Origin of the sequence: Desulfonatronum thiosulfatophilum, from assembly GCF_900104215.1 — a bacterium.
GTDB lineage: Bacteria > Desulfobacterota > Desulfovibrionia > Desulfovibrionales > Desulfonatronaceae > Desulfonatronum > Desulfonatronum thiosulfatophilum.
On sequence record NZ_FMXO01000006.1, the window covers coordinates 151,310 to 177,912 of the forward strand.

The window sequence follows — 26,603 nt, forward strand, 5'->3', positions numbered from 1 at the left end:
AACCACAGGATCCCGAATATCCATGTCCTATGAACTGCCCATTGTCGCCTTGATAGGCCGGCCCAACGTGGGCAAGTCGTCCTTGTTCAACCGCCTGTTGCGATCCTCCAAGGCGCTGACTCACGATTTACCCGGTGTTACCCGGGACAGAATCTACGGCGAAGTGAGACGAGGTGAAAAACCCCACGCTCTTGTGGACACGGGAGGCCTTGAGCCTGAATCCAATGAAGACATCAAGCAGGCTGTGCTCTCCCAGGCCCGAGAGGCCCTTCGCGAATCCTCGCTGGTGCTGATGGTCGTGGATGGTCGGGAAGGACTGACCACCCTTGACGAGCAGGTGGCCGCTCTTTTGCGAACAGCTGACAAGCCGATGCTGCTGGTTGTGAACAAGGTGGACGGAGCGGAAAAGGAAGACTTGATGACCGCCGAATTCCACCAGCTCGGATTCACGATAGTAGCCGTATCCGCGGCACACGGTCATGGTCTGAATTATCTGCGCGATACCATTATCGACCTGCTGCCGGCTCCACCGGAAGATGTTTCGACGCCGACGATTGCAGCCGTGGAGCCGGCCTTTGCTGAAGAATCCGATGAGGATTCCGAAATCACATCAGATGCTGAGATGGAAAATGTGGCCACAGGTCTGAGATTGGCCTTGCTCGGGAGGCCCAATGTCGGCAAGTCGTCCCTGGTCAACGCGCTGATCGGCTATCACCGGGTGATTGTTTCCAGCGAAGCCGGAACTACGCGGGACAGTGTGGACGTTTCGTGGCAGGCCGGCCCCAAACGGTATACGCTGGTTGATACCGCCGGGGTGCGGAAACGGACCCGGATACAGGACAGCCTGGAACGTTTCAGTGTGCTTAAATCCTTGCGCAGCAGCAAGAAAGCGCAGGTTACCCTGTTGGTACTGGATGCCGTGGACGGTTTGACGGGTCAGGACAAAAAGCTGCTTTCCTTCCTGGACCGGGAAAAAACCCCCTTGATCGCCGTGGTCAACAAAATCGATCTTGTCCCCCGCAACCAGCTCAACGCGTTGAAAAAAACTTTTCAGGAGGAACTCTCCTTTGCCGGGCACATCCCGCTCATGTTCACATCGACGATTACCCGGGCCGGCTTGGGCGGACTGCTTCCGCTTACAGAACGGGTCTGGGACCAGTGTCAGACCCGAATCTCCACGGGTCAGCTGAACCGCATCCTCGGAGAGGCCACGCAACGCCATCAGCCTGCCGTGGTCAACCGCAGGCGGGCCAAGTTTTTCTATGTCACCCAGACAGACATTGCTCCGCCGACCTTTGTATTTTTCGTCAACGATCCTGAACTGGTAAAACCGGAGTATTCACGGTATCTGGAGAATCAAATCCGGAAGCGTTTCAGTTTGAATCTGACGCCCGTGCAGTTGTATTTTCGGTCCAGCCATGAAAATTCGAAGAAGTAGGGAGTCTAGGGCGTATGGAAGGAACGCTTCAAGGCAACTCATCAGATGCGCCGCTGCAGGCGACTTTTCCTCTGTGGTGGATCGTATGAACGGATTTGTCTCCGGCAGCCGTATCGATTATTAAAGAACGTAAACGACTGCCTTCGTCCCGACAAAAGATTTCCACCTACACCCATCACCCCGCTTCAGGCCAAGAACGACTTCCATGTCCCACATTCAGCTCACAGCCAAGCACCGCCCGCAAACTTTCGCGCAGGTCTGCGGACAGGAGGATATCCGGGCGATTCTTTCCAGGGCGTCAGTCCAGGATCGTGTAGCTGCCGCCTATTTGTTCAGCGGAACGCGAGGTGTGGGCAAGACGACATTGGCCCGGATTTTCGCCAAAGCCATCAATTGTGTTACCGCCCCCACCAGCGAGCCATGCAACCAATGCCATCACTGTCGTCAAATCACTGCCGGCTCAGCTGTGGATGTGGCTGAAATCGACGGCGCATCCAATCGGGGCATCGAACAGGCCCGACGGTTGAAAGAAGATGTCGGATATGCCCCCCTGGAGTGCCGGTACAAGGTGATCATTATCGATGAAGCCCACATGCTCACCAGGGATGCCTTCAACGCCCTGCTGAAGACCATGGAAGAGCCGCCTCCGGGAGTGACCTTCATCATGGCCACCACGGAACCCCACAAGTTCCCGGCCACAATCATCAGCCGCAGCCAACACTACGTATTCAAGATGCTTCCACAGGCTCAACTCCAGGCACATTTGCAACGCATTCTGGAACTGGAAGGACGCGAATTCGAGCCTGCGGCCACGGCTCTTCTGGCCCGCCGCGCAGCGGGCAGCGTGCGGGATGCAATGTCTCTGCTGGAACAAGTCCTGACCATCAGCGACCAATCCCTGCGCCTGGAGGATGTTCGCCGAATTCTCGGTCTGGCCGGCGGGGAGCTGTTCCAGCGGCTGATTCACGCCATGCGCACCCAAGATTGCCTAGATGTCCATGACGTGCTCAAGGTACTGTTGAATCAAGGCCTTGATCTTGGTTTTTTTTTGCGCGAACTTGCCGGATTGTGGCGCAATCTCTTCTTGTTGCGCCAAATCGGGGAAAAGGCCCTGCCGCTGTTGGAACTGCCGGATGAAGAAGGGCGGGCTTGGTTGACCGTGGCCTCGGAACTGTCGCCGACGTATATCCATGCGGCATGGCAGATCACTCTGGAAGCCCAGCGCAAGGTTCTGAACAGTCTTGAGCCGGCCCAGTCTTTGGAAATGCTGCTCTTGAACCTGACGTACCTGCCGCAACTGGTATCATTGGAAGAGTTGCAGCATGATCCAGGCGATCAAAGAGCTGCTCGAGAAGTAGCCGGTCCGCTCCAGGCCGGGATGGCTCGCCAGGCACAAACACAGCCCCCGAAACATATTCCGGATCGGCAGAATCAGTGGCCAGCCGTAGCGGACCCCCGACATCCTGCTCCCCCGGCACAGCCTGGGATGTCCCTCCCGGACCAGGCTCCCAAACAATCCACCGTGGAATACCCTTCCGCCGGCGGCGCGAATGAACCGCCCGTCAGTGTACATGAATCCGTGCCGCAGGCAGGAAAACAGACTGAGCCTGCGGGGCAGGACACCTCACCGGTAGCCGCTCTTGCCGACGTATCTTCCTCGGCCAAAACCTGGGAAGGATTTCTGGAACATTATGACCGGCTGTGCCGCAGCAATCAGGCCTGCCTTCCCGGTCTTCGTCAGGTGAAATGTTCCCAAAGTCAAAACCGATTGACCTTACGCTGTGCCCACCGCGTTTTGTACGATGGGCTGAGCGATCCCGCAAAATGGCGGATTCTGGAAAACCTGGTCCATGAGTACTACGGGGCTCCCATCAAGCTTGAATTGGTCCCGCCTGATGCTCCACAGGCAACGAAACAGGCCAGGGAGTCGATTTCACCGGAAGCGCATCCGTTGGTGAACGAATTTGTCGAACAATTAAAAGCGAAAGTTGTATCCGTTGAACCGCGGACGCATTATAACCAGAAACAATGAACGTACCGACAGTGACAATTGTAGCTACTCAGGACATTTGATCGCAAGCCGGAAAAGGTTCGGCTTGTAAGTTTTGCGGTGCAACGTCCAGCTGAGAATTGACTTGCCTTGCGTTTGCTTGGCCGTATAAAGATCAAGGCATGTTGGACTCTCGGCTGATCGTTGCGATTTTTATAGCCTCAAGGAGATAATAATTATGATGAAGGGAATGGGAGACTTGGTGCGCCAAGCCCAGATGATGCAAAACAAGATCAGCAAGTTGCAGGAAGAAGTCGGCAAGAGAACGGTGGAGGCGTCCGCGGGAGGGGGGATGGTTTCGGTGACCGCCAATGGCGCTCAGGAGGTTTTGGCCGTGAAGATTGATCCTGCCGTTGTCAATCCGGAAGACGTGGAAATGCTGCAGGACCTGGTTCTGGCCGCTGTGAACGAGGCCATGAAAAAGGCCGGGGATATGATGAAGGAAGAAATGGCCCAGGTTACCGGCGGATTGAAGATTCCGGGAATGTTCTAGGATTGTCTGGAGTGCGGGAACTGCCCCAGACCTTGCGGGTCGTTGTGGACCAGTTGGCCACGTTGCCGGGACTCGGTCCGAAGTCGGCCCTGCGCGTGGCCTTGACACTGCTTAAATGGCCCAAGGAAAGAACCATGGACCTGGGCCGCGGCATTCTTGAACTGCGGGACAAACTCTGTCTCTGCAGTTCATGTGCCGGAATTTCGGACCAGGATCCGTGCGCTATCTGTACGGATCCGGAACGGCGGCCCGAGCAGCTCTGCCTGGTCGCGGAATGGGATTCCATGCTGATCATGGAACAATCGGGAATATACAAAGGCATGTACCTCGTCCTGGGGGGGCTGTTGTCGCCTCTGGACGGGATCAAGCCAGAAAGTTTGGAAATGGTTCGATTGCGGGAAAAGTTGTCCCGGGATCAGGTGACGGAATTGATTTTAGCTCTGGGAACAACCATGGAGTCGGAAACCACCGGCTCGTACATCAAGAACCTTGTCGAGCGGGAATTCCCGCTCACCCAAGTGACTCGGCTCGCCCAGGGGATTCCGTTGGGCACGGACTTGAAATACATTGACAAGGAAACCCTTCGCCAATCCATAGCCTACCGCCAAAAAATCTGACATCAGCCAATCGGCTCGAGGACATGATCCGGACATTCAGCACTTGATACACAACAGAGATTCGGCATCCATTACCTCTGTTGCGCGGCATGTTATGATACCCGGAGACTCCGTCAGTGTTTGGATCAAAAGCCTAATAGGATTTACTCAGCCGGGCTGATTCCTATCCCGCAAGAGTTTGCAGAGTAGATACGGCAAATTCAATGCGGTTGAACAGGCGCATCCTGATCATCGATTCCGGCCAACACTTTTCCGGCCAGAGCAGCATAACGGGACTCGACATCAAGTACTGCCAGTTTGAACAGTTCCAGATCCTTTCCCGCCAATGTGCGGCCGGGAGGCGAGTTTACGGCGGCCGGATTGACGTGCTGGCCTCGCAGGTGGACTTCGTAATGTAGATGCGGTCCCGTGGACATGCCGGTGGTGCCGACGTAGCCGATGACCTGCCCCTGCTTCACACGTTTTCCTTTTGTCATTCCCGAGGCCAAACGGCTCATATGGGCATACAAGGTGGTATAATCGTTGGGGTGGCGCATTTCCACGGTGATTCCGTAGTTGCCTTTGCGGCCGGCATGAGTGACAACGCCGTCTCCAGCGGCCATGATCGGCGTGCCAGAGGGGGCGGCAAAATCAAGACCTCGGTGCATCCGGCTGTAACCGAGGATCGGATGTCGACGCATGCCGTAGCCCGAGCTGAGTCTTGCGCCGTCGATGGGCGTGAGCATCAAGGTTTTTCTGACGCTCTGACCGCGTTCATTGAAAAAATCGGACTCTCCGTCCGGAGTCGTAAAGCGGTAAATTCGTAATGCTCTCCCACTGGTTTCCAATTTGGCGAAGAGCAGCGGACCTTCTCGCACGGCTTGACCCTGGTCATCCACTTGCTGTTCAAAAAGCGCTTCAAAGCGATCACCGGGATGAAGATCTCGCTGAAAGTCAATGTCGTAGGAAAGAGCGCGGATCATCTGTATCAACAGGGGGCTTGGCATACCAGCCTGCATGGCCGCCGCGTAGAGGCTGGACGTAATCTCCCCTTGAGCCGCGACCTGTTGCACCGATAGCTCCAGATGTTCTTCCTTGGCTAGAAAGACTTCTTCGTCTTCACGCAACACCATGACGTTTCTGTCCACATCAACCTGCATCCGCAGGCCGGCGAAGAGATCTTCCTCCAAGTCTTCGCCAGCAGGGCGAAACGTCAAGACAACTTCATGGCCGGGTCGCAATGCCCGAGGGTTGTATATTTCTTGCAGGGCGGACACGGCAGCATGCGCCTCCGAGCGGGCCAGACCGGCATCCAGCAGGATGCCCATCAACGTGTCCCCCCGGGCTACGCGCACGATGCGCTCCAGTACACTGTCGGAATCTTCCTCAAGGTTCTCTTCCACCACATCCAGCAGGTACTCATCGATTTCATTCACAAGAACGGGCGCTTGGCGTGAAGAATTTATTTGGATTTGTTTCACGGTATCGAGAGTCTGGGTAACGGTCAGAGTCGGACCGTTTTCGTCTTTCGATGAGGATGGGAAAAGCATTAGCAGTTTTGGGAAGGCCAGAACCAGAAGGATTGCGAAAAAAATCGGTTTCCACCGGATTCGCTTTGGCTGGACGAGCTTTGACCGATAAACATAATTATTGCGATTCACGATTGCCTCCGGCATGTAACAGTTCGCCTGGTCAGGAGCGGTTGGAATTCATATGAGCGCATTTGTACGCAGAGTTGACGCCGAATTTAAATTTTGCCCCAAGCGCCAAAAAGTTAATGAAGTAATATGGGAGTGGATGCATCTATGGCTCCTTCGATTTGCTAACCAAAATTACCCGGTTGTGGCAAGCCTTGACATACGAATACGCTATCCCTGTAACAACCTCTGATAAAAAACAGGAGCTGATCCGGCTTGTCATGAAGGCTGGTCCTTCTTGATTGTCAGAATCAGGGTTCGCTCCAACATAGTATAACGGGCAGTATATTCATTAAGAGCATCAAAAGAGAAAAAACATCATGGATCTTGCGGAAATATGGAATTCTTTGGTGTGGCCGTTGGCCAGACTGACCATGTTCATCAGTCTTGGCTTGCTCATCGGACAATTGATCGAAGCAATGAACTGGACCAAAGTTGTTGCCGCCGGAGTTTCTCCTTTGCTGCGCCTTGGACGCCTTTCGGACATTGCCGGAGCAAGTTTCTCACTGGCATTTTTTTCTGGAATTTCAGCCAACTCCATGCTCGCGGATGCCTATGAGCAGGGCAGGATCAGTCGTCGTGAACTGATCATGAGCAACCTGTTCAACAGTTTGCCCACGTATTTTTTGCACTTGCCCAGCGTTTTCTTCATTCTTGCGCCCCTGATCGGGGCCGCTGCAGTAACATATCTCGGACTGACGATCGGTTCGGCCGTATTGCGCACGGTGTTTATTCTGCTCTTCTCCAGGTTTTTCCTTCCCGTGCCGAAGGAGCGTTGCGTTTCATGCCGTCTGGATGAAAAAGAAGCCGCGGGTTTTCGAGATATTTTCAAGCGCACCATGCAGCGTTTCAAAAAAAGAATCAGCCGTGTTCTGTATATGACCGTACCAATTTATATTCTGTTCTTTTTTCTGAATCGTTGGGGCATGTTTTCGGCAATAGAACAATACATGTCTGAAAACCTTGGCTGGTTGTCATGGCTGCCACCCCAGGCAGTTGGCGTGGTTGTTTTTCAGATGGTCGCCGAATTCTCCGCCGGCGCGGCTGCCGCCGGCGCTCTGCTTGCGGATGGCGCCTTGGCGCATAAAGAAGTGGTCCTCGCTTTGCTGGTGGGCAATATTCTTTCCTCGCCCATGAGGGCCATCCGACATCAATTCCCGTATTATGCAGGCATTTTCAAACCGGGATTGGCAGCCAAGCTGATCTTCTGGAGTCAGGGATTGCGTGTCGCCAGTTTGATTTTTGTGGGAGTGGTTTATTTTCTTGTTGGCTAAACCAGACCAATCAAGTTTGGCCGTAACTCAAGAGACTTCTCATGAGTCGAGGTATTGCTCAATGAGGCCGGGCAACCTATCGGGGGCCGTGCTGCCTGGATACCGGCCTTCGCCAGCATGACGGAACGGAGTGGCGCGTTATCGAGTTCCTGCGATCTCACCCCGGCGCTGGCCGGGGTCCAGGTGTTTGGTGTAGTTCAATTGCCCGGAGTTATTGGGTAGTTACGTGTCGAGCAGGTTCTGCCCCTTGAGAGAAAGCCGTGCATTTAGGATATCGACTTTTTCACTCAGTTTTTGTCGCTTCGTCGGGTTGATTTCCTGGTAGAGTTGCTTGAGCAAAAAATTGCGGCAGTGAAACAGCGTATGTCGCTCTTCCTGTATGTGGACCATTTTGCCGCAGGTGGGACAGGCTCGAATGGGTGACTGTTGTAGTGGGGACATGGAGATTCTCAGGCTTGATGGAGAGACTCGACGTTTTTTTCCAGCCGCGCATTTTTATCATCCAACCATTCCACTTTTGTAAAAAATTTATAGAGCTCCAACGCCTCTGAATGATTCTCGTTCAGGAACAAACACTCGCGAATGCTGGATAAGGCATCGCTGAATCTTTTCGAGAACATCTGGGCCTTGGCCAGATTATAATAAATGTTCTCGTCCTTGGGCGTCAGCTTCAAGGCATTGATATAGGCATGGATGGCCTCAACGTACATTTTCTTGTGGCGCAATTCAATTCCCAATGTATTGTAGGCATTGGGCGCATGAATATCATATTTTGTGATTTTCGCGAAAATTCGTTTCACGTCGGCAAAGTTGTCCATCCGGGCATATTCGTCCGCGGCCTTTTGTAGATACAGCTGGCAGTTCTTCAAGTCCCCTTTTCCTTTGTACGACTCCGCAAGCCCCTCATACGCCTTGATGAAAAGATGATTCATCCGCAAGGCCTTGTTGAAGGCCACGATGGCCTTGCCGAATTTTCTCTCCATCAGAAACTGATTGCCCAGATCAAAATATTTACGGGCCTCGTCATGTTCGTCATTGGTGTTGCCCGCGACGATTTCCTCAAAACCTTCAATGGCCGCGGCATAATTGCCTGCATGAAGCTGGCTCTGGCCTTCGGCCAAAACTTCCTCATTGATGCAGATGGCGTCGGCTTCCTGTTTGACGCGCGCATGACGTGTCAATGTTTCCAGAGTGTATGGCCGGATGATAAAACCGGTACAACCCGCGGTGATGGTGTCAATGACAAACCCTTCGTCGGAAGTGTCCGATATGACGATGAGGTTCATCGGCGTGCCACGAAGATATTTTCGAATTTGGAAAACCAGTTCATGGATGTGGCAACCTGAAACCGCGGAATCAAGAACGATGGTTTTGATGGAATTATGCCGAATATAATCCAGAACCGCGCTTGAGGAGGTCAGTCGGCAATTCAGGACCATGCCGACTTTACGCAGATTTTCCCGGTCCAGCTCATAATTCGTTTCATTGGACGTCACCATCACATAGGACGGAAGGAGCTCGACTGCACTTACTGATGCGGGCACTCGCTTCACTTCAGCCGGATGTGGCGCTTCCTTTGGCTTGGAGGACGTTAAAACAACTTTTTTCATGGGAGAGAGTTCAAACAAAATTGGTAGATGGTGGTGGTTGTCGAAAAATCGAATACTGAATGTCTAACACGGCCATATCCCCACGATCCGGTAGCTGGGCGGAAAAAGGTGCTTTCGATCTGTGGACAAAGCTTCAAAACAACAATGGCAGCATCACTACAGCATATTACATAAAAAAATCAAGGCCATGAATGTTAAACGTGTGTAACGTCGCGCTACCTCCTCAAGCGATCGTCATCAATGCAATCGAAGCGGTTCACACTGTTCAAGTGACTGCAAGTAACGAAATGTGCGGGAATCCTTGGGCAGAACATTACTGTTCATGAGCCGGACCAGGGCTTCCAGATCGTCTACGTCGGATATTTCTTCCAGAAGGAGAACCGTCAGGCCCGAACGTCGCAGTCGGATCAGCGTTGCATCGAGTACAGCGGGCGTGCTCCAGCGGATGTCGGTGAGCACGCCGTTTTGAAAGGATCTGGATTGCCGGCCGATCAGATAGAATCCGCCATCCGTGGCTGGACCAAGGACGACATCATGGGACGCCAGGCCGGCAAAAGCCGCTTGAACGAGCCGGCCCGGCAGATCCGGCAGATCGCTGCCGAGCAAGACTGCCCGCTCAAAGCCGGCGTCAAAGGCCTGCGCAAAGGCGAAGTCCATTCTTGCGTCGAGCGTTTTGCCGTATTGAACCAGGAATGATCGATTCGGGCCAAGCCAAACCGCGAATTCTTGCGCCATCGACGGTGGATCGATGCAGATCAGGACCTGCGCGGGAAGAGCGTCCAGCGTGGCCAAAACGTCCTGAACAAAGCATCGATACAAATCCACGGCCCTGGAATCGCCCAAAGTAGCGGCCAGGCGCGTCTTCACCCTCCCGGGCCGCGGGTATTTGACCATGACGATCACGCAGTCCTTTTGCCCGGTCACGGGGCACCCCTCGTACGATAGAATCGTTTGAGTCGTTCGGGTGAAACTCCGAAGCGATAGAGCAGCCGAATGGTCCAGTTGCGCAGGCTGCACCAGAGAACCCCCTCCTCTGCCCAACGCCGGCCGGATGTTTGCACTGTCGCTGCAAGCAGGGTGATGCGCCAGCTCTTTTGCCGTATTCGGCGCATCAGTTCCAGATCCTCCATCAACGGAATATCCGGATAGCCTCCCAGGGCTTCAAAAGGTTCGCGGCGCATAAAAACGGCTTGATCACCGTAGGGGACTCCGGTCCATCTGGTACGCAGGTTGGCTGCCGCGGCAATGAGACGCAGACCGAATCCCGCCGGGGCAATCTCAAGGCTGAAAGCGCCGCCAACCACTGCCGGGTTCGCGAGAGCGCGGCGGATCATCCTGCCGACATGCGGCGGCAAGCGTGTATCCGCATGCAGAAAGAGCAACACCTCCCCCCGGGAACGTTGCGCTCCGGCGTTCATTTGTCGTGCCCGCCCGAGATCGGACGCCACCAGAACAATGTCCGGATCATCAACAGCAGCGCTTGTTCGGCGCTCCGGGTCCCCGTCCGCAATCAAAATCTCCCAATCCTGAACTCCATCCTGAGCTTCCAACTGCTCCAGCAGCAAGCGGATTTGACGCTCCTCCCGGAAAACCGGAATGATGATCGAAAGCCAGGGAATGTTCACGAGAAGGGGTTGGTCAACGTAGGATGCGCACTCTCGCTTCGATTCCAGAAGAGTCGGCTACCGCTGTCTTGGGCGAAGAACGTCTTGTCTTTCTTGTAGTGACGTCCCGGGTAGCCAGTTCCTCCAGCTCCTTGAGACGGTCATCTACGTGACGATACAGGCTCCCGGCGCTGAAGGAGCCGTTTTTCAACCTCCGACCCGCCGGCAAACCCGTCAGGATTTCCAGGGCCTCCTCGATGCAACAGACCGGATAGATATGGAACCGGCCTTCTTCCACGGCCTGAACAACCTCCTGCTTGAGCATCAGGTGAACGACATTGTCCTCGGGAATGATCACCCCCTGGTTCCCGGTCAATCCCCTGCGTCGACACACTTCAAAAAAACCCTCCACCTTGTACGTCACCCCGCCCACGGCCATGATCGCACCGGACTGACTGACCGCGCCGGTAAAGGCCAGGGCAAGGTTGTTCGGGCAACCGGAAAGGGCGGAAATCAGGGCGGCCAACTCGGCACCGGAAGCAGAGTCGCCGTCGACGTGGGCATAGCTTTGCTCAAAGCAAAGGCTGGCGTTGATGACAACAGGCTTGTTCTGGGCAAAGAGCTTGAGCAGGTAGCTTTTGAGAATCATCATGCCCTTGGTGTGAATCGGACCACCGAGTTCCGCCTCCCGTTCCAGATCAATGACGCCGCCGTGTCCGACGCCGACGCTGCAGGAAATCTGATGAGGCAGGCCAAGTTCATAGTCGCCGAGAAAGGTGACGGAAAGACCATTGGCCTGGCCCACGGCGCTGCCGCTGGTGGCCACCTTGATCAATTGACGGTCGTATTCAGACAGAAACTCCTCTTCGTACAGGTTGGAGCGGTAGTTCTTGGCCTTCCAGGCCTCTTCCAGAATGCCCTTGTCCACCATGACCGCGCCGTGCATCATGCCCATGGCTGAAGCCTCGATCATCACCTCCCGGACAATGGGCAGGCGCAAGGAAAGCTTTTTCTGATCCTCGGCAAGTCTGGAGGCAAAATCCACCAACCAGGCCAAAGCGTTCCTGTCAAAGGGCAACAGGTCGTCCTCCCGGATCATCCGGCCCAGGGAGTGCACGTACTTGAGGATGGAATCTTCGTCGCGGACAACGGTGTCCTGGATCTGACCCTTGATCTTGAACAGCTTTGGAAAGCGGTCGTCGTAGGCCAGCAACATGTCGTAGGCTTCGTCCGTTCCTACGAGGATGACCTTGACGTTCAGGGCGATGGGTTCGGGAACAATTGTTTTGGTGCGAATGGTTTCATGGTGGTCGCCTGGATCCTCGATCCGGATCTGCATCGAACGCAGCGCCCGCAGCAATCCCTCCCAAGCCTGGGGATGCTGGAGGATGTCTTCAATGTGCAGGATCAGAAATCCGCCATTGGCGCGGTGCAGAGCGCCGGATTTGAGAAGGGTGAAATCCGTGAACAGGGCGCCCCATTCGGCCTCGCGTTCAATGCATCCCAATAGATTGAAGAAGGTTGGGTTGTCCTCGACGATGATGGGTGCGCCGGACAACTTGCTGTTGTCCACAAACAAATTCACGGTGTATCGGTCGAAGAACCCCTCATTGGAGGCCGCTGCTTCCGGCCCTCCCATCTGGACGGCGCCTGCTTCCCGTGGTTTCAATTGATCCAGGTTCTCCAGAAGGTCCTGGCGCAAGGACGACAAAAAAACATGCAGCCTTTCGTGATCAATGAACTGTTCAACAAAGGGGTCAAGAACCTCGACCAGCACCTGTTCCAGGAGTTCCCGCTCCAGGTTGCGTTCAGCATCCCGGAGTTCCTGCTCCCGGGAATTGATTTGGCGGAGCAGCCCGAGCATCGCATCCAGGGTCTGATCCCCCTCGCTGCGGAGTTTCTGGCGCATCCCGGACTCAAGCTTGTCGACCTCGCCGCTGTTCAGCACCTTGCCGTCCACCACCGGAAAAAGATTGACGTTGCCTTGCTCATCGAAGGAAAGACTGAAGCCATGGTATTCTGCCTGCTCTTCCATCTGGAGGATAAGTTCTTCCTTGGAATTTTGAAACTGACGAACAAGCTTTTCCTTTTGTCGCAGATAGTGATCCTGGGCGAATCGTTGGGGAACTTCGTCGCGGATGCGATGGACCACCGAAGCCAGTTCATTCTTGAATGTTCTGGCGGCTCCCGAAGCCAGAGAGAGAGCCAGCGGCCGGTCCGGGTCATCAAAATTGAAGACGTAGATCCAATCCGGAGGAGTAGCTCGCTCGGCCGCGCGAGGTGCAAGAAAGTTTTGCACCAGATATGTGCGGCCGAGTTGGGGTTCGCCGACAATAAATATGTTGTATTCCTTTTTGGCAATGTTCAGGCCCAGTTCCAAGGCGTGCAGCGCTCTGGGCTGCATGGGGGGCGCTGGGTGAGTGGGGCATATCTCCGTACTGTCCCGGTATGGGATTTTTTCAGGAGCGAGTTGAGCGCGAAGTTTTGAAGCGGACAGGCTTTTAAGGATGGCCATAGCGTGTATTGATTCCTCCAACAAAAGAGATGTTGTAATTTCAGCAAAAGCTGATCGTCTTGACAGACGGAAAGTGGTTTCGCTTGCCTTGAGTATGCGGCTTTGCAGGTCTGATTGTGCCGGGATTTTCATCCACATCAGATTCCAGGCATGCCTGTGCTTCTGGAAAGGAAAGCATGCCCGAAAAAAAACATAGCCTGCAAGGTTATTAACGCGGCGGCAAATCAAGGTTAGCTCAGCCCCAGCTGAGCAATTGAGAGATGTTCCGTGCCAGCTGGTCTTCGTCTGCAACGGCTGAATGGCGGACGGAGCAAGGTCCGTCGAGCAGGACCAGAGATTATCTATTCATTTAAGCGGATCTTGTCATCCCGCTTTTGATCAGGTCTCGCCAAAAAAAGGCCATCCGTTTCGAGTTTCTACGCTTTGGCGGCGAAAGGTTGGAAGTCGCTGAAATTCACTTGAATGGCGACAAAATGTGATTGTTTTTTTTTACCCATCACGTTGACTTGCTCTAAAGCGCTGTGATAGACGCCGAAGTCATGTGAATGTTTGCACGAGAGAGCAGGGATTATTGCTGTTCAAAATGTGTGTGGGTCGTGTGTTGAGAGCCAGGGCTCTCGTCAACATGCCTGTAAAATCCTGCTCCAGGTAAGTTGTACAAAATGTTTTTTCGATCCAAATCTAAATATAAAGACCTGATGCAGCCCTTTTCCCAGGCCGGGCTGCTGGGCATTCACCTCGTCGCCTCGACTTTCGTGGGCGCATTGATCGGGTGGTATCTGGATAAGTGGTTGGAAACAAAGCCTACTTTTTTCCTGATATTCTTGATCTTTGGGATCATTGCCGGTTTCAAGAACATGTACATGGAAACCAAAAAGATCCAGAGAGAGTTGGACAGGCAGGAAGCAGAAAAAAATGCGCAATATAAATCTAAGGATTGAAAAAATACTCCATCGGCAGGGTTTTTTCTTGCATGATTTCCGGACCTTGCTTAGGAATCAAATCTATTTGCTTTTTCTGGCATTCGTAATAATGCTTCTTGCCGGATTCCATCCCGCGGCATTGGCGTTTGCCTCCGGCACCGCACTGGTCACAGTGAATTTCTGGTTTTTAGCCAAGGGGTTGCAAAGCCTTACTCGGCAGCAGGAAGGCCTCATGGCCCTTTCGTTGATTCGGTTCTACGGGCGAATGATCCTCACAGGGTTTATTCTTTTCGCGCTGATCGTTTGGAGCGGACTTCCCGTGGCTGCACTGGTGGCAGGGCTCACGACGGTTATCATCAATATATTGTTCTGGGGCGTTTTCCGGTTTCACCGGCAAAAAGTGAAGGAGGCATGACCAAATGGCGGGTTCAATTCAGTACGTTCTTATACTGGAGGAAGGATTGGAAGCCGTGGGAATTCATTTTCCCCACGCGTATCTCCATATCGTTTACTCCTGGGCGATCATCGCTCTCTTGATTTTTCTGGGCTGGCTGGGCACCCGGCGGTTGACCCTTGTTCCAGGGAAAAGCCAAAATGTTTGGGAGTCGCTTATCGGGGGAATGGAAGATTTTGTCGTACAAAACATGGGCGAGGCCGGTCGCAAGGTTTTTCCGGTTCTGTTCACCCTGTTCATCTACATCCTGTTTTGCAATATTTCCGGGTTGATTCCCGGCGCCGACGCCCCCACCGCGAACATCAACACCAACGTGGGCATGGCCATCTTTGTTTTCCTCTACTACAACTACTGGGGATTCAAGTTGCATGGCCTGCACTACATCAAACATTTCACCGGTCCTTTCTGGTGGCTGGCGCCCCTCATGCTGCCCATCGAGTTGATCAGCCATCTGGCTCGTCCGCTTTCGCTCACTCTTCGACTCTTCGGAAACATCCGCGGCGAAGAAATCGTTATCGCCTTGATGTTCTTTCTTGCGCCTGTGCTGGGTTCGCTGCCCATCTTCTTTCTCTTCATTTTGATGAAAGCAATGCAGGCCTTTATCTTCTTCATGCTTTCCCTGATGTATCTGAAGGGAGCTTTTGAGGAAGCCCACTAATCCGGGGGAAATGGTCATTTGACCAAAACAATAACACACTTCTCAAGGAGGACTTCGTCCAATGCGTAAACTGTTTCTCATCGCCCTGAACACTGTTGCCCTGATGGGTTTGGCCTCTGTCGCTTTCGCTGCCGATGCTGATCCCGCAACCATCTCCATGATCGCCCTCGCCACTGCTTTGGGCATGGGTGTAGCCGCCTTCGGCTGCGGCATTGGTCAGGGCCTGGGCCTGAAGGCTGCCTGCGAAGGTACAGCTCGCAATCCTGAAGCCAGCGGCAAAATCACCGTTACTTTGCTCCTGGGCATGGCCTTCATCGAGTCTCTGGCGATTTACGCTCTGGTTGTGAACCTGATCCTGCTGTTCGCCAACCCCTTCATCGGTTAGTTTGATCGGGTTTTAAGCAGACATTGCTGAAAGACCGTCTTCTCCAAAAGAAGACGGTCTTTTTTAACCTCAATATGTTCAATTTTTCACAACAGATTTACTGTGAAAAGTAAACACATCCCCAGGGCCACGATTCAGCGGTTGGCCGTCTACCTCCAAGTTCTCGAAGCCTTGCATGGCGAAGGCGTGGAAGTTATATCCTCGGAAGCCTTGGCGCGTGCTTGCGAAGTCAATCCATCTCAAATTCGAAAAGATCTTGCATACTTTGGGGAATTCGGGGTCCGCGGTGTTGGATATTACGTTCCCAACCTGATCGATTCCATCAAAGTTTCCCTGGGTACCGACCGCATTTGGCGCGTTGCATTGATCGGCGTCGGCAACCTCGGCAGATCGTTGCTTCGTTACCAGGGGTTTCCCAAGCGCGGGTTTAAGGTCGTCGCCGCTTTTGATTGCGACCCGTTCAAGATCGGGGAAGAAATCGCCGGCCTGGAAGTGATGTGCCCAAGACGGATGAAAGAGAACGTCAAGGACTTGAGCATCGAGATCGGCATCATCACTACCCCAACTGATCGGGCTCAGCGCGCGGCGAACTATCTTGTGGAATCCAACATTCCAAGCATACTGAACTTTTCAGCTGCCCGCATTCATGTTCCCAACCATGTTCATGTGGAGTATGTCGATTTTTTTCACCACCTTTATGCCTTGACTTTCAAGCTGAATGCCGGCGAATTTCAAGGTCATGACTCCTCTCCGAATTGATGTCATCTCATCTCCTTGTCGACACGAAAATCCAGACTTTGCAGCAATTTCTGGATGACACAGACACTTATCCCGCTCCCATCGTATTTACCAACGGCTGTTTCGACCTTTTGCACGCCGGGCATGTCAACCTGCTGCGACGGGCGAAAAATCATGGCAAAACCCTGGTTGTCGGACTGAACAGCGATGCCTCTATTCGTGGATTGAAAGGGGCGACCAGACCGATCACTTCGCTCGAACAAAGGGCCTACGTTCTCTCGGGATTGGAGTGCGTGGACGTGATCATCACTTTCGAGGAGGACACCCCTTTGAATTTGATCCTGGCTATCAGACCCCATGTTTTAATCAAAGGCGGAGACTGGCCGAAGGATCGCATCGTTGGCGCAAGTGAGGTCGAGGCATGGGGCGGCCAGGTTCTCAGCCTGGAACTCTTACCGGGTTACTCCACTACTTCCATTGTCGAGCGCATTCTGCATCAGGCCGCCCGGACCGCTTTCCCGTGAGCTGCTGGAGTTGACACACTTCTCTCTTCCAGACAATAAATTCGGACTCAGGACGTCTTACGGCGGCTATCTTGTCATCATACTTGTGCTGCGGCACAGCCAGGACAAGATTTTAGCCGGCTGTTAACTGTCCGGTTACCCGCACATGAACTCCGGAAGTTGTACTAAGAGCAACCAGCCGTGAGAGTGTGAAATCCACATCCAGGAGAATCTTCATGGATTACCGAATCAATCTGCCGGAACAGGAAATGCCGAAACAGTGGTACAATGTGCTGCCGGATCTCAACCCGCCGCTGGCGCCTCCCCTTGATCCGGTCACGCACCAGCCGCTGGGGCCGGAAAAGCTGCAAGCCATTTTCCCTATGGCCGTCATCGAGCAGGAAATGTCCAGCCAACGCTGGATCGAAATTCCCGAGCCGGTCTGGGACATCTATCGCCTGTTTCGCCCGACGCCTCTTGTCCGGGCCCATCGCCTGGAAGCGGCCCTGGGGACGAAAGCGAAAATTTATTACAAAAACGAATCCCTCTCTCCGGCCGGTTCGCACAAACCCAACACCGCCATTGCCCAGGCCTATTACAATAAGCAGGAAGGCGTTCAGCGCCTGACCACGGAGACCGGGGCCGGGCAATGGGGGACAGCTCTCTCCTTTGCCTGCAAAATGTTTGGGCTGGAGTGTACGGTGTACATGGTGCGCTGCAGCTACGAACAAAAACCCTACAGGGGAATCTTGATTCGTTCCTATGGTGCTGAAGTCTTCCCGTCACCTACGGACAAGACCAACGCAGGACGGGCCGTGTTGGCGGAAAATCCAAACTCGGGCGGCAGCCTGGGATTGGCCATTTCCGAAGCCGTTGAAGATGCGGCCACCCATGACAATACCAAGTATTCTCTGGGCAGCGTGCTCAACCATGTTCTCCTGCACCAGACCATAACCGGTCTGGAAGTCCAGAAGCAACTGGCTCTGGCCGGTGAGAAGCCGGACGTGCTCGTGGGCTGCGTGGGAGGGGGAAGCAATTTCGGCGGCCTGGTCCTGCCCTTTGTCCCCGAGAAGATGCACGGCAAGGGCCCACGCTTCGTGGCCGTGGAACCCAAGGCCTGCCCCACCCTGACCAAAGGCGAGTTCCGATATGACTACGGCGACATGGCCAAGATGACCCCGTTGCTCAAGATGCACACGCTGGGCTCGGGCTATTTTCCCCCGCCCATCCACGCCGGCGGCCTGCGCTACCACGGTGATGCGCCCATCGTGTCCCATCTTGTGGACCAGGGCATGGTCGAGCCTCGTTCCTACTACCAGAACGACGTCTTCGAAGCCGCCAAACTGTTCCTGCAGACCGAGGGCTTCCTCCCTGCGCCAGAAACATCTCACGCCATCAAGGCAGCCATTGACGTGGCCCGGGAAAGCGATCCGGGCACGGTCATCGTTTTCCTCTATTCAGGCCACGGCCTCCTGGATCTGGGCGCATACGACGCCTACAACCAGGGCAACCTCAAGGACGACACGTTCTCCGAATGCGATCTGCAAAACGCACTGGCCACATGCCCCAAAATCAATATCTGAGCCTTGCAGGATCATATGGATGTAAGGTTCGAGGCCGGGTATTTAACTTGGCAGAATCTCCGTGACCAACATCACCTTCAGTTCCAAATTATCCTGGATATTTTTGAACTACACACTTTCAATTTGTCCAGGATAATTTGAAACCCTGGTTTCAAATTATCATTCTGACGAAATCTACCACACAGAGCAGCACCAAGCTGATCTTCATTGCAAGGCTGTCTCGCTGAAGTAGCGATATCATTCATCGAGTCCGTTCCGCCCTAACATCCACAGCCAATATTCAAGCACCATGATCGACGCCCTTCTGCACGCCAAGATGATCTTCTTGAGCATCATCTTTGAATCCTTTCCATTCATCCTGCTCGGAGCGCTTTTTTCTTCGCTGGTTCTGGTGCTCATTCCGGAAAATTTTTTCCGGCGCTGGCTCCCCGACAATCCCTGGCTGTCGCTGTTTCCGGCGGTCCTGCTCAGCGCCCTGTTTCCGATCTGCGAGTGCGCCATCATTCCGGTGATCCGCAGCCTGGTGCGCAAGGGGATGCCTTTGGCTGCCGGAGCGGTCTTTCTGGTGGCCGCCCCGGTGCTCAATCCGGTGGTGGCGGCGTCCACCTTGTTCGCCTTCGGGCTCAATCCGGATGTCCTGATTTTGCGACTGGCTCTTTCGGCGGTGGCGGCTCTGATTGTCGGTTCTGTGGTTTGTCTTTTACGCAAACCTCTCGAACAGAGCATTCCGCGGGAACTGCCCATGGACCATGGTCACGCGCCCAAGAGCCTCAGAAAAGCGCAGACTTGGCACGAAATTGCCCGTCACACCACGTCCGAGTTCTTTACCGTCGGCTGCTACTTTATCTTCGGCGCGCTGATCGCCTCCCTCTTCCAGACCTTTCTGCACCAGGCCGTACTTCTGGAAATCGGCTCCGAGCCCTGGTCTGCAACCATTGTCATGATGATTCTGGCCTACCTGCTGTCCCTGTGCTCGGCCGCCGACGCCTTCGTGGCCGCCTCCTTCGGCGCAGCCTTCACCTTACCCTCGCTGCTGGCGTTTCTGGTCTTCGGCCCCATGCTGGACCTGAAGAATACGGCCATGCTTCTGGGGTACTTTCCGCTACGCTTTGTCGGCGTGTTCATTGCCTCCGGCACGCTGGCCGTGTTCATTCTGGTCATGGGCTTGCATTATTTGGGCATCCAGTGAGATAATCAGGGTCATGACGTCTTCCGTTAAACATAAATTTTCCGCCCATGGCGATGCGGGAACAAAAAATTCGAGGGATACCTGTTCCCCAGGTTTTTCCTTTGGCTTGATCCTGGTGCTGATTCTTTTTGCCCTGGCCGCACTCCAGGCAACGCTGCTGGTCAGCGGCGAGAGTCTTCTCTACCAGGCCCCACGCATGCAGCCGTTTCTGTTTTTTTCCACCGTGAGCTTCTGCATCATGGGAGTCTACGGACTGTGGACGCTGTTTCAGCCTGGGACTTCCACCAAAGCGGGATGCGGGTGCGGCCATGAACATGGCTTTTCGAACAAAGCCAAGACCGCTGTGGTGATGCTGTTCGGACTGGTTCTGGCCGCCGGATTCTTCCTGCCGCACCAACTCCTGGACAGCCGGGTGGCCCAGAAAAAAGGAATCTCCTTGAGCCGTCCCCCTGAGAGATCAATTTTCGGGCCGCAACAGGAGTTTGAATTTCCTCCGCAAAGCCACATTCTGTTCCAGGAGGACATTCCATGGGACAGCGGACAGGCCATGGACTTCGGGCCGGAACTGGACGAGGAGCAGGCCATGCTGCGGGAGGAACTCGGCATCTGGTATGATCGCGACACCTATCAGGAAATGTCCGAGGAACTTCTGGCCCGGAGCGCGTTGACAATTACCAGCGAGAATTTTCTGGATTCCATGCTGATCATTTCCGCCTATCTGGACCGTTTCAAGGGGCGTGGCGTGGAATTTTCCGGATTTGTCTATCATGATGGAACCATGGCGGAAAACGAAATTGCCGTGGCCCGCATCGCCGTGACATGCTGCCTGGCTGACGCCACGGTCTACGGGCTGTTGGTGCGTGTTGACGAGCTTCCCCTGCCGGCCAATGACGTCTGGGTGAGGGTTCACGGCCGTATTGCCGCAACGTGGTTCATGGACGAGGAACTTCCCATGGTTCTGGCCGAACGCCTGGAAATGATTCCGCCCCCGGACCAGCCCTACGTCTATCCCCGGCTCTACTCCTCCTTCGTTTTTGAATCCGAACCCTGAGCGCATGTTCCGCATTCGCCGCGTCCAGGACGCCACTTGGCCGGGCGACGCCCGGATCATCAACCAAGTTCAGGATATCCTGCGGGAACAGTTTCCTTTGCTGTCCGCCGAAGATCTAGCCAAGCTTCCGGAACAGCTCAGCAATCCCTTGAAATTTCGTTTTCGGACCATTCTTTTCGCGGCCGAGGGTTCAGACAACCGGCTCAAGGGCTTTGCCCTGCTCATGCACGCTCCGGATCTGCATTTTGGGTATCTGGACTTCATTTCCGCGGCCAAGCTGCAAACCGGCGCCGGGGTCGGCGGCGCGCTCTACGCTCGGGTTCGGGAAGAGGCCAAGGCTCTGGGATTGACGGGAATTTATTTCGAGTGCCTGCCTGATGATCCGGCTCTTTGCCCGGATGCTTCCATTCTCAAGCAAAACAAGGGCAGGTTACGTTTCTATGAACGGTTCGGAGCCAAGCCTATTGCGGGCACGGCGTATGAAACCCCATTCAAGCCCGGTGACTCATGCCCGCCGTACCTGGTCTTCGACCCGTTGGACCGAGGTGACAAGCCGCTGCGGCGCAAAGACGCCCAAAAAGCGGCGCGGGCCATTCTGGAACGAAAATATGCCGGAAGATGTCCTCCTGGGTACGTGGACATGGTTGTGGAATCCTTCCAGGATGATCCGGTTCTTCTGCGCGAGCCTCGATACGAGGCTCAGAACGGTCGAAGCCAGGATCATGTTGGCGTACGGATCCTGCACCAGGACAAACGCATCGCCCTGGTGGTCAACGACCGGCACGACATCCATCATGTGCATGAACGCGGATACGTGGAGGCTCCAGTACGCATCAAGTCCATTCTCAAGGAACTCGAGCCGCTGGGCTTGTTTCAGCGGGTCGATGTTCGTCACTTCGGCGAGGAGCATATCCTGGCCGTGCACGACCGCAAACTGGTCGAGTATCTGAAACGCGCCTCGGCCCTGCTCAAGCCCGGAGAATCGGTCTACCCGTATGTCTTTCCAATCCGCAACGCAGCGAAGCCGCCCCGGGAGCTGCCCGTCCGGGCGGGTTACTTCTGCATCGACACCTTCACGCCCATCAACCACAATGCCTATCTTGCAGCCAGGCGGGCCGTGGATTGCGCTCTGACAGCGACGCTGTGCCTTCGGGAAGGCTATCGGGCGGCCTATGCCCTGGTTCGGCCCCCGGGGCATCATGCCGAGCGCCGGGTCTTCGGCGGGTTCTGCTATTTCAACTCCGCCGCCGCGGCAGCGCATAATTTGAGCAGTCTGGGCAAGGTCGCCGTGCTGGATATCGACTACCATCACGGCAATGGCACCCAGGATATCTTTTATCACCGCGACGACGTGCTCACCGTGTCCCTGCACGGGCATCCCCGGCACACTTATCCGTATTTCAGCGGGTATGAAGAAGAAAAGGGGGAAGGTCCAGGCATTGGTTGCAATATGAACATTGCCTTGCCTGAAGGATTGAATGGGGAAAGCTACCGCGAGGAATTGGCCAGGGCCGTGCGCCGGATCAAGAAGTTCGCTCCCCGGACTCTGATAATCGCCCTGGGCCTTGATCCGGCCAAGGATGATCCCACCGGCTCCTGGACCTTCACGGCCAAGGACTTTGAACGCAACGGCCGGATGCTCGGAGAACTGCGCCTGCCCACCCTGGTCGTCCAGGAAGGCGGCTACCGCATCCGATCCCTGGGCAACAACGCCAAACACTTTTTCCTCGGCTTGGCCGCGGGATTGTTTGGTCGGTGACGGTTTCAGCTTTAATGAGATTACCAGGATTTGCAGTAGATATGCTTGTCATCGCCTGGTGCGTAGAAATCCTTGAGCACTGCTTCCAGCGTGTATCCGCAGCGTTCATAGAAACGCCGGGTGGGGTGGTACAGGGACTGGGATGAGGTTTCGATATATGCCCTGGTGCCGCCAAGGGTTGCGATTTGCGCCTCGCTGGCGGCCATCAGTCGCTTGCCAAGGCCCAGGCCCTGGGTTTGGGGGTGCACGATGATCCAGTACAGATCGAAGCTGAAGCGAGTGCAGGGTATCGGGCCGAAACAGGAGTAACCCAGAACTTCCCCCCGGTAGTTCTCGGCCAGCAGGAAATGATATCCGCTGGCTGGACCTTTGCCTAACCGCTCCAAAACCAGCTCGCCGGCCACTTCCACTTCCGGAGTGCTGAAAAAACCGGTGGCCTCGGCTAGCCGCCGCACCTCGCCAACGTCTGATTCCCGGACCTCACGCCGAAAGCTGATCTGATCCATGGCCTAGTTCCCGACTTGAATGGTGCGCCGGCATGCGTTGGACTCTTCGTGATGCGCGGCTGCCAGGGCGAAGTGCCGCCTGGAGCAGGAGATCCACGATTTCCGTGAAGCACAGTCCTGAGGCCTGGGCAGCGGCCTGGAATCCGGCGTCGGGTGACAGGCAGGGATTGGCGTTGACGTCGATGATCCAGGGCTGATTGTGTTCATCCACGCGAAAATCCACCCGGGCGTAGCCGGACAGTTCGAATCCGTGCCAGCATTTTTCGGCCAAGGTGCGCATGGAATCCAGCAGAGCCGTGTCATGTTCGGGAAATGCCTGCCTGCGGAGCGTATTCTGGTACTCAAAACTCTGCTCCAGCCATTTCGCCCGGTAGCCAACAACTTGGGGCATGTTCCCAGGAAAATCAGTGAACACCAGCTCCGCCGGGTTCAGGAGTCTGGGGGTTCCGGACTCCTCGACCGCGGCCAGGCTGAATTCCCGCCCCGGAACATAGGCCTCGGCAAACCATTGTCCGCCCAGGCGTGCAGCTCGTTCACGAATGGCCGCCAACAGCATCTCCGCATTCCCCGCGGCCAGCACGTTGTCTCCCTCCAGGCCGAAGGATGCATGCTCCCAGACGGATTTGACAATGAAAACGCCGGGAAACGAGGTCGGCCCGGAACCTTGATCATCCAGCCACAGGGGAGTCGGCAGCCGGCAGGCCTGCAACACCTGCTTGGCGTTCAGTTTGCTGGTGGAGCGTTCCAAGGCCGCGGCTGAACAGCCGGTACAGGGTATGCTCATCTGCGCGAGCAGCGCCGGAACCCGGTGCGAATACCTGGCAGATCCTCGGATGCTTTCCACAAGATTGAAAACCAGGTCCGGCCCCAGCTCTTCCAGCAGGGACCGGGCCTGGATCAGGTCTTGCGGCCAATCCCGGATCAGCGCCTCATGGCCCAGTTCGTTCAGGGCGGTCGCCACGGTGCGGACCTGGTCCAGCACGTCCGCGTCATCCGGGGACGTTGAGTCTTTCACCGGATTATGCACGATCAGGATGTTCATGCCGCTAGGACCAGTTCCCTTTTTGTGGTTGCAGAACCAGCATGGCCAATCCGTTCCAGGGCGGACTCCATGATCATCCGGATCAGCTCGCCATGTGGGATCCCCTGGAACGCGCACATGATGGACAGGTCTGAACGAATTGGATGCAGGCCGGGCAAAGGATTGATCTCCAAAATATGGGGATTTCCGTTTCCATCGAGTCGAATGTCCACACGCCCGCCATCCCGGCAGCCCAGGCCCCGCCATGCATCCAGGGCCAATCCGGAAAGTTTGGCCGCAAGCTCGTCCTGAACCAGTATATATCGCACCCGCTCTTCATACTCCTCCTTGTTGTCCTGGGAGTAGATCAGCTGATCGGCGGTTTCCAGAAGCAGGATTTCCATCACGCCCAAGGGGCGGGCTTTCGTGCTGCTGCCCACGATGCCCACGGTGAATTCGCGTCCGGAAAGAAAGCGCTCCACCAGCACCGGTTGCCGAAAACGTTCCAGCAGAGTCGAGCAGGCATGGCGCAACTGCACCCTGCCATCTACCAGGCTTGCTCCGTGAATGCCCTTGCTGGTGCCTTCGGCCACGGGCTTGGCAAATAAGGGATAGTCTAAATCAACCATATCCACATCCGCCATGGTTTCCACCACGGAAAATTCCGGCGTCGGCAGTTTCAGATCCCGCAGGATGCGCTTGGTCACGGCCTTGTGCAGGCACAGGCCCAGGACCATGGGGTCGGAAAAGACGCAGGGAATGGCGTAGGCTTCCAGCAGTGCCGGAACCTGGGCTTCACGGGCGAAGCCATGCATGCCTTCGGCGATATTGAAGACCAGATCCCACCGCTTCCCGTCCGTCAGTGCGCGCATTAACGCCTTGAGGTTGCCGATGCGCTCCGTGACAAAGCCCATGGCCTGGATTCCGGCTTCGAGCGCGTCGATGGTAGCCGGGCTGTCGAATTCGGCGGTTTCTTCCAGGCTGTAGCCCTGGGCCAGATAGTCCTGGCGTAAATCATATGTCAGTCCGATCTTCACGGCATGCCTCCGGGGCAGGTATCGGGTTCCGCCGGATCATGGACCCGGTATTGTTCCCCTTTATAGTTTTCGAAAATCAAGTCCCTGCCCGCCCGTCCTCGGAAGTACTCCGGACACAAGGGCGTTTTTCCGCCGCCTCCGGGCAGATCGACGACGTAGTGGGGAATGGCGTAGCCCGAGGTATGCCCGCGCAAACCGCGAATCAATTCCAGGCCCTTGTCCACCTTGGTCCGAAAGTGGGATGTTCCGACAACCTGGTCGCATTGATACAGGTAGTAGGGGCGGACGCGATTGCGCAGCAATCCCTGGAACAGACTGGTCAGCGCCGGAATGGTGTCATTCACGCCCTTAAGCAGCACGGTTTGGCCGCCGAGAGGGATGCCGGCATCGGCCAGACGCGTGCAGGCCAGAGCGGCTTCCGGAGTCAATTCCTCGGCATGGGTGCAGTGAATGCTGATGAACAGCGGGTGGTAACGGCGCAGCATCTGAACCAGGCGTGGGGTGATCCGCTGCGGAAGGACCATGGGCACCTTGGTTCCGATGCGAATGATCTCCACATGAGGAATGGCTCTGAGACGCTGCAGCAGGTACTCCAGGGCGTGATCGGTCATGGTCAGCGGATCGCCCCCGGAAATGAGCACGTCCCGAACAGCCATGTTGTTCGCAATGTATTTCAAACCCATCTCCCACTGACTGGGGCCTTGAGGGCGTTCCTCCTTGCCGACCCGGCGGGAACGGGTGCAGTAGCGGCAATATGTAGAGCAATAATCCGTGATCAGGAAAAGAACCCGGTCCGGATAGCGATGCACAATGCCGGGAACCGGACTGTCGTGTTCCTCACCCAAGGGATCGCCTTCCTCACAGGCCATGGCGACATGCTCGGCCATGGTTGGGATGACGCAGCGGCGTAAAGGCTGGAGTGGATCGTTCCTGTCCAGCAAGGCGGCGTAATAAGGGGTGACGGCAATGGGCAGCATGTTCCCCCCGGGCTGCAACGCTTCCCGCTCTTCTGGAGAGAGGTCGACGATTTTTTCCAGGGCGGCAAGGGATGTGATGCGGTGCTTGAGTTGCCAACGCCAGTCGTTCCACTGGCTGGAAGATGTCTGCGGATGGTGTTTGGCGAGAAACGCGGCCGAACGCGAATTGAGCGGAAAGGTGGATTTCGTGTTTTTTTGCCTGGGCAGTTCGGTTATAGAACCTCCCATGGCAATGTTGATCAATTCGGTGATGCCTGAATCAGCAAAAGAGCATGGCTCAAGGCACGTCGAAGGAGCAGGAGGTTCGACGTCCAGTTCCAGAATTTCTTCCATGATTGCTCCTCTGGCTCAACGAGCCGGAGATGGTTGGGGTTGAAAAAGGTGAATTTTGCAACTCCATATTGAAAGCAATCACCGCGCCATAATGCAACTATTTGTTTTTATAGAATATTTGTTGAACACTTTGAGACAATAAGAAACGGTATTTCCTGTTTTTGACAAAGTTAGGAGAGGCGGAATGGCTATGGGATGAATTTGTTGAA

Annotated in this window: 25 protein-coding genes; 15 read left to right on the top strand and 10 right to left on the bottom strand. The window is 55.2% G+C overall.

Features of this window, described 5'->3' with window-relative positions; genetic code table 11:
- The first annotated feature begins 22 nt into the window (after window positions 1-22).
- The 4 genes from der (at window position 23) to recR (ending at window position 4,598) form a co-directional block, all read left to right on the top strand.
- Window positions 23-1,438 (top strand): ribosome biogenesis GTPase Der, encoded by a 1,416-nt coding sequence (der, locus tag BLP93_RS06545; RefSeq protein WP_208596583.1) that lies wholly within the window; start codon window positions 23-25, stop codon window positions 1,436-1,438.
- 205 nt (window positions 1,439-1,643) lie between these two features.
- Complete coding sequence (dnaX, locus tag BLP93_RS06550) at window positions 1,644-3,470, top strand: DNA polymerase III subunit gamma/tau (protein ID WP_092118867.1); 1,827 nt, start codon at window positions 1,644-1,646, stop codon at window positions 3,468-3,470.
- Window positions 3,471-3,669: 199 nt separating this feature from the next.
- Complete coding sequence (locus BLP93_RS06555; protein ID WP_092119023.1) at window positions 3,670-3,981, top strand: YbaB/EbfC family nucleoid-associated protein; 312 nt, start codon at window positions 3,670-3,672, stop codon at window positions 3,979-3,981.
- An 11-nt stretch (window positions 3,982-3,992) separates the two neighbouring features.
- Window positions 3,993-4,598, top strand: a complete 606-nt coding sequence (gene recR, locus BLP93_RS06560; protein WP_092118870.1) for a recombination mediator RecR — start codon at window positions 3,993-3,995, stop codon at window positions 4,596-4,598.
- A 200-nt stretch (window positions 4,599-4,798) separates the two neighbouring features.
- On the opposite strand, the gene BLP93_RS06565 is transcribed toward recR, so the two are convergent.
- On the bottom strand, window positions 4,799-6,013 hold the full coding sequence (locus tag BLP93_RS06565) for a M23 family metallopeptidase (protein ID WP_161946213.1): 1,215 nt from the start codon (window positions 6,011-6,013) through the stop codon (window positions 4,799-4,801).
- A 581-nt stretch (window positions 6,014-6,594) separates the two neighbouring features.
- Here BLP93_RS06565 and BLP93_RS06570 point away from each other — a divergent pair.
- Window positions 6,595-7,548: a hypothetical protein gene (locus BLP93_RS06570; RefSeq protein WP_092118876.1), complete on the top strand. Its 954-nt coding sequence runs from the start codon at window positions 6,595-6,597 to the stop codon at window positions 7,546-7,548.
- A gap of 222 nt (window positions 7,549-7,770) precedes the next feature.
- Here the strand turns inward: BLP93_RS06570 and BLP93_RS06575 are convergent, their stop codons facing one another.
- The 5 genes from BLP93_RS06575 to BLP93_RS06595 form a co-directional block, all read right to left on the bottom strand.
- Entirely contained in the window at window positions 7,771-7,989 is a 219-nt protein-coding gene (locus BLP93_RS06575) for a hypothetical protein (RefSeq protein WP_092118879.1), read from the bottom strand.
- A gap of 8 nt (window positions 7,990-7,997) precedes the next feature.
- Window positions 7,998-9,047 carry a tetratricopeptide repeat protein gene (locus tag BLP93_RS06580; RefSeq protein ID WP_092118882.1) on the bottom strand — a complete coding sequence of 350 codons (1,050 nt, stop codon included), beginning with the start codon at window positions 9,045-9,047 and terminating at the stop codon, window positions 7,998-8,000.
- 348 nt (window positions 9,048-9,395) lie between these two features.
- Complete coding sequence (locus tag BLP93_RS06585; protein WP_092118885.1) at window positions 9,396-10,082, bottom strand: TIGR04282 family arsenosugar biosynthesis glycosyltransferase; 687 nt, start codon at window positions 10,080-10,082, stop codon at window positions 9,396-9,398.
- Window positions 10,079-10,783 (bottom strand): TIGR04283 family arsenosugar biosynthesis glycosyltransferase, encoded by a 705-nt coding sequence (locus BLP93_RS06590; RefSeq protein ID WP_092118888.1) that lies wholly within the window; start codon window positions 10,781-10,783, stop codon window positions 10,079-10,081. The genes BLP93_RS06585 and BLP93_RS06590 overlap by 4 nt, the downstream gene beginning before the upstream one ends.
- Before the next feature lie 13 nt (window positions 10,784-10,796).
- Entirely contained in the window at window positions 10,797-13,277 is a 2,481-nt protein-coding gene (locus BLP93_RS06595) for a Lon protease family protein (RefSeq protein ID WP_092118891.1), read from the bottom strand.
- A gap of 698 nt (window positions 13,278-13,975) precedes the next feature.
- Between BLP93_RS06595 and BLP93_RS06600 the strand changes: the two genes are divergently transcribed.
- The 10 genes from BLP93_RS06600 (at window position 13,976) to BLP93_RS06645 (ending at window position 22,520) form a co-directional block, all read left to right on the top strand.
- The gene (locus BLP93_RS06600; RefSeq protein ID WP_244148666.1) at window positions 13,976-14,218 is read left to right on the top strand and encodes an AtpZ/AtpI family protein; all 243 of its coding nucleotides are present in this window, start codon (window positions 13,976-13,978) and stop codon (window positions 14,216-14,218) included.
- Window positions 14,193-14,615, top strand: coding sequence for an ATP synthase subunit I (locus BLP93_RS06605; RefSeq protein WP_092119026.1), 423 nt, complete (start codon window positions 14,193-14,195; stop codon window positions 14,613-14,615). The genes BLP93_RS06600 and BLP93_RS06605 overlap by 26 nt, the downstream gene beginning before the upstream one ends.
- 4 nt (window positions 14,616-14,619) lie before the next feature.
- On the top strand, window positions 14,620-15,312 hold the full coding sequence (gene atpB / locus BLP93_RS06610; protein ID WP_092118897.1) for a F0F1 ATP synthase subunit A: 693 nt from the start codon (window positions 14,620-14,622) through the stop codon (window positions 15,310-15,312).
- A 61-nt stretch (window positions 15,313-15,373) separates the two neighbouring features.
- On the top strand, window positions 15,374-15,697 hold the full coding sequence (gene atpE / locus BLP93_RS06615) for an ATP synthase F0 subunit C (protein WP_092118900.1): 324 nt from the start codon (window positions 15,374-15,376) through the stop codon (window positions 15,695-15,697).
- Between the two features lie 102 nt (window positions 15,698-15,799).
- A complete protein-coding gene (locus BLP93_RS06620) occupies window positions 15,800-16,456 on the top strand; it encodes a redox-sensing transcriptional repressor Rex (RefSeq protein ID WP_092118903.1) in 657 nt (218 codons plus the stop codon).
- Window positions 16,456-16,959 carry a D-glycero-beta-D-manno-heptose 1-phosphate adenylyltransferase gene (rfaE2, locus tag BLP93_RS06625; protein WP_092118906.1) on the top strand — a complete coding sequence of 168 codons (504 nt, stop codon included), beginning with the start codon at window positions 16,456-16,458 and terminating at the stop codon, window positions 16,957-16,959. The genes BLP93_RS06620 and rfaE2 overlap by 1 nt, the downstream gene beginning before the upstream one ends.
- A 215-nt stretch (window positions 16,960-17,174) precedes the next feature.
- On the top strand, window positions 17,175-18,521 hold the full coding sequence (locus BLP93_RS06630) for a TrpB-like pyridoxal phosphate-dependent enzyme (RefSeq protein ID WP_092118908.1): 1,347 nt from the start codon (window positions 17,175-17,177) through the stop codon (window positions 18,519-18,521).
- Window positions 18,522-18,810: 289 nt separating this feature from the next.
- Window positions 18,811-19,710: a permease gene (locus tag BLP93_RS06635; protein WP_092118910.1), complete on the top strand. Its 900-nt coding sequence runs from the start codon at window positions 18,811-18,813 to the stop codon at window positions 19,708-19,710.
- A gap of 13 nt (window positions 19,711-19,723) precedes the next feature.
- On the top strand, window positions 19,724-20,761 hold the full coding sequence (locus tag BLP93_RS06640; protein WP_092118913.1) for a TIGR03943 family putative permease subunit: 1,038 nt from the start codon (window positions 19,724-19,726) through the stop codon (window positions 20,759-20,761).
- 4 nt (window positions 20,762-20,765) lie between these two features.
- Window positions 20,766-22,520, top strand: a complete 1,755-nt coding sequence (locus tag BLP93_RS06645) for a histone deacetylase family protein (RefSeq protein ID WP_092118916.1) — start codon at window positions 20,766-20,768, stop codon at window positions 22,518-22,520.
- Window positions 22,521-22,540: 20 nt separating this feature from the next.
- On the opposite strand, the gene BLP93_RS06650 is transcribed toward BLP93_RS06645, so the two are convergent.
- Genes BLP93_RS06650 through BLP93_RS06665 form a run of 4 tightly spaced genes read right to left on the bottom strand, consistent with a single transcriptional unit; the run spans window position 22,541 to window position 26,394 of the window.
- Window positions 22,541-23,026, bottom strand: a complete 486-nt coding sequence (locus BLP93_RS06650; protein ID WP_092118919.1) for a GNAT family N-acetyltransferase — start codon at window positions 23,024-23,026, stop codon at window positions 22,541-22,543.
- The gene (locus BLP93_RS06655) at window positions 23,001-24,068 is read right to left on the bottom strand and encodes a D-alanine--D-alanine ligase family protein (protein ID WP_092118922.1); all 1,068 of its coding nucleotides are present in this window, start codon (window positions 24,066-24,068) and stop codon (window positions 23,001-23,003) included. Before BLP93_RS06655 ends, BLP93_RS06650 begins: the two co-directional genes overlap by 26 nt.
- Window positions 24,065-25,084 carry a D-alanine--D-alanine ligase family protein gene (locus BLP93_RS06660; protein WP_092118925.1) on the bottom strand — a complete coding sequence of 340 codons (1,020 nt, stop codon included), beginning with the start codon at window positions 25,082-25,084 and terminating at the stop codon, window positions 24,065-24,067. The genes BLP93_RS06655 and BLP93_RS06660 overlap by 4 nt, the downstream gene beginning before the upstream one ends.
- Window positions 25,081-26,394, bottom strand: coding sequence for a KamA family radical SAM protein (locus BLP93_RS06665; RefSeq protein ID WP_092118928.1), 1,314 nt, complete (start codon window positions 26,392-26,394; stop codon window positions 25,081-25,083). Before BLP93_RS06665 ends, BLP93_RS06660 begins: the two co-directional genes overlap by 4 nt.
- Window positions 26,395-26,603 lie beyond the last annotated feature (209 nt).

Bases quoted from the DNA above. Each gene is read 5' to 3' on its own strand.
- der (WP_208596583.1), top strand. From the start codon at position 23: ATGTCCTATGAACTGCCCATTGTCGCCTTGATAGGCCGGCCCAACGTG.
- dnaX (WP_092118867.1), top strand. From the start codon at position 1,644: ATGTCCCACATTCAGCTCACAGCCAAGCACCGCCCGCAAACTTTCGCG.
- BLP93_RS06555 (WP_092119023.1), top strand. From the start codon at position 3,670: ATGAAGGGAATGGGAGACTTGGTGCGCCAAGCCCAGATGATGCAAAAC.
- BLP93_RS06570 (WP_092118876.1), top strand. From the start codon at position 6,595: ATGGATCTTGCGGAAATATGGAATTCTTTGGTGTGGCCGTTGGCCAGA.
- BLP93_RS06575 (WP_092118879.1), bottom strand. From the start codon at position 7,989: ATGTCCCCACTACAACAGTCACCCATTCGAGCCTGTCCCACCTGCGGC.
- BLP93_RS06580 (WP_092118882.1), bottom strand. From the start codon at position 9,047: ATGGTGACGTCCAATGAAACGAATTATGAGCTGGACCGGGAAAATCTG.
- BLP93_RS06595 (WP_092118891.1), bottom strand. From the start codon at position 13,277: ATGGCCATCCTTAAAAGCCTGTCCGCTTCAAAACTTCGCGCTCAACTC.
- BLP93_RS06600 (WP_244148666.1), top strand. From the start codon at position 13,976: ATGCAGCCCTTTTCCCAGGCCGGGCTGCTGGGCATTCACCTCGTCGCC.
- BLP93_RS06605 (WP_092119026.1), top strand. From the start codon at position 14,193: ATGCGCAATATAAATCTAAGGATTGAAAAAATACTCCATCGGCAGGGT.
- atpB (WP_092118897.1), top strand. From the start codon at position 14,620: ATGGCGGGTTCAATTCAGTACGTTCTTATACTGGAGGAAGGATTGGAA.
- atpE (WP_092118900.1), top strand. From the start codon at position 15,374: ATGCGTAAACTGTTTCTCATCGCCCTGAACACTGTTGCCCTGATGGGT.
- rfaE2 (WP_092118906.1), top strand. From the start codon at position 16,456: ATGTCATCTCATCTCCTTGTCGACACGAAAATCCAGACTTTGCAGCAA.
- BLP93_RS06630 (WP_092118908.1), top strand. From the start codon at position 17,175: ATGGATTACCGAATCAATCTGCCGGAACAGGAAATGCCGAAACAGTGG.
- BLP93_RS06635 (WP_092118910.1), top strand. From the start codon at position 18,811: ATGATCGACGCCCTTCTGCACGCCAAGATGATCTTCTTGAGCATCATC.
- BLP93_RS06640 (WP_092118913.1), top strand. From the start codon at position 19,724: ATGACGTCTTCCGTTAAACATAAATTTTCCGCCCATGGCGATGCGGGA.
- BLP93_RS06645 (WP_092118916.1), top strand. From the start codon at position 20,766: ATGTTCCGCATTCGCCGCGTCCAGGACGCCACTTGGCCGGGCGACGCC.
- BLP93_RS06650 (WP_092118919.1), bottom strand. From the start codon at position 23,026: ATGGATCAGATCAGCTTTCGGCGTGAGGTCCGGGAATCAGACGTTGGC.
- BLP93_RS06655 (WP_092118922.1), bottom strand. From the start codon at position 24,068: ATGAACATCCTGATCGTGCATAATCCGGTGAAAGACTCAACGTCCCCG.
- BLP93_RS06665 (WP_092118928.1), bottom strand. From the start codon at position 26,394: ATGGAAGAAATTCTGGAACTGGACGTCGAACCTCCTGCTCCTTCGACG.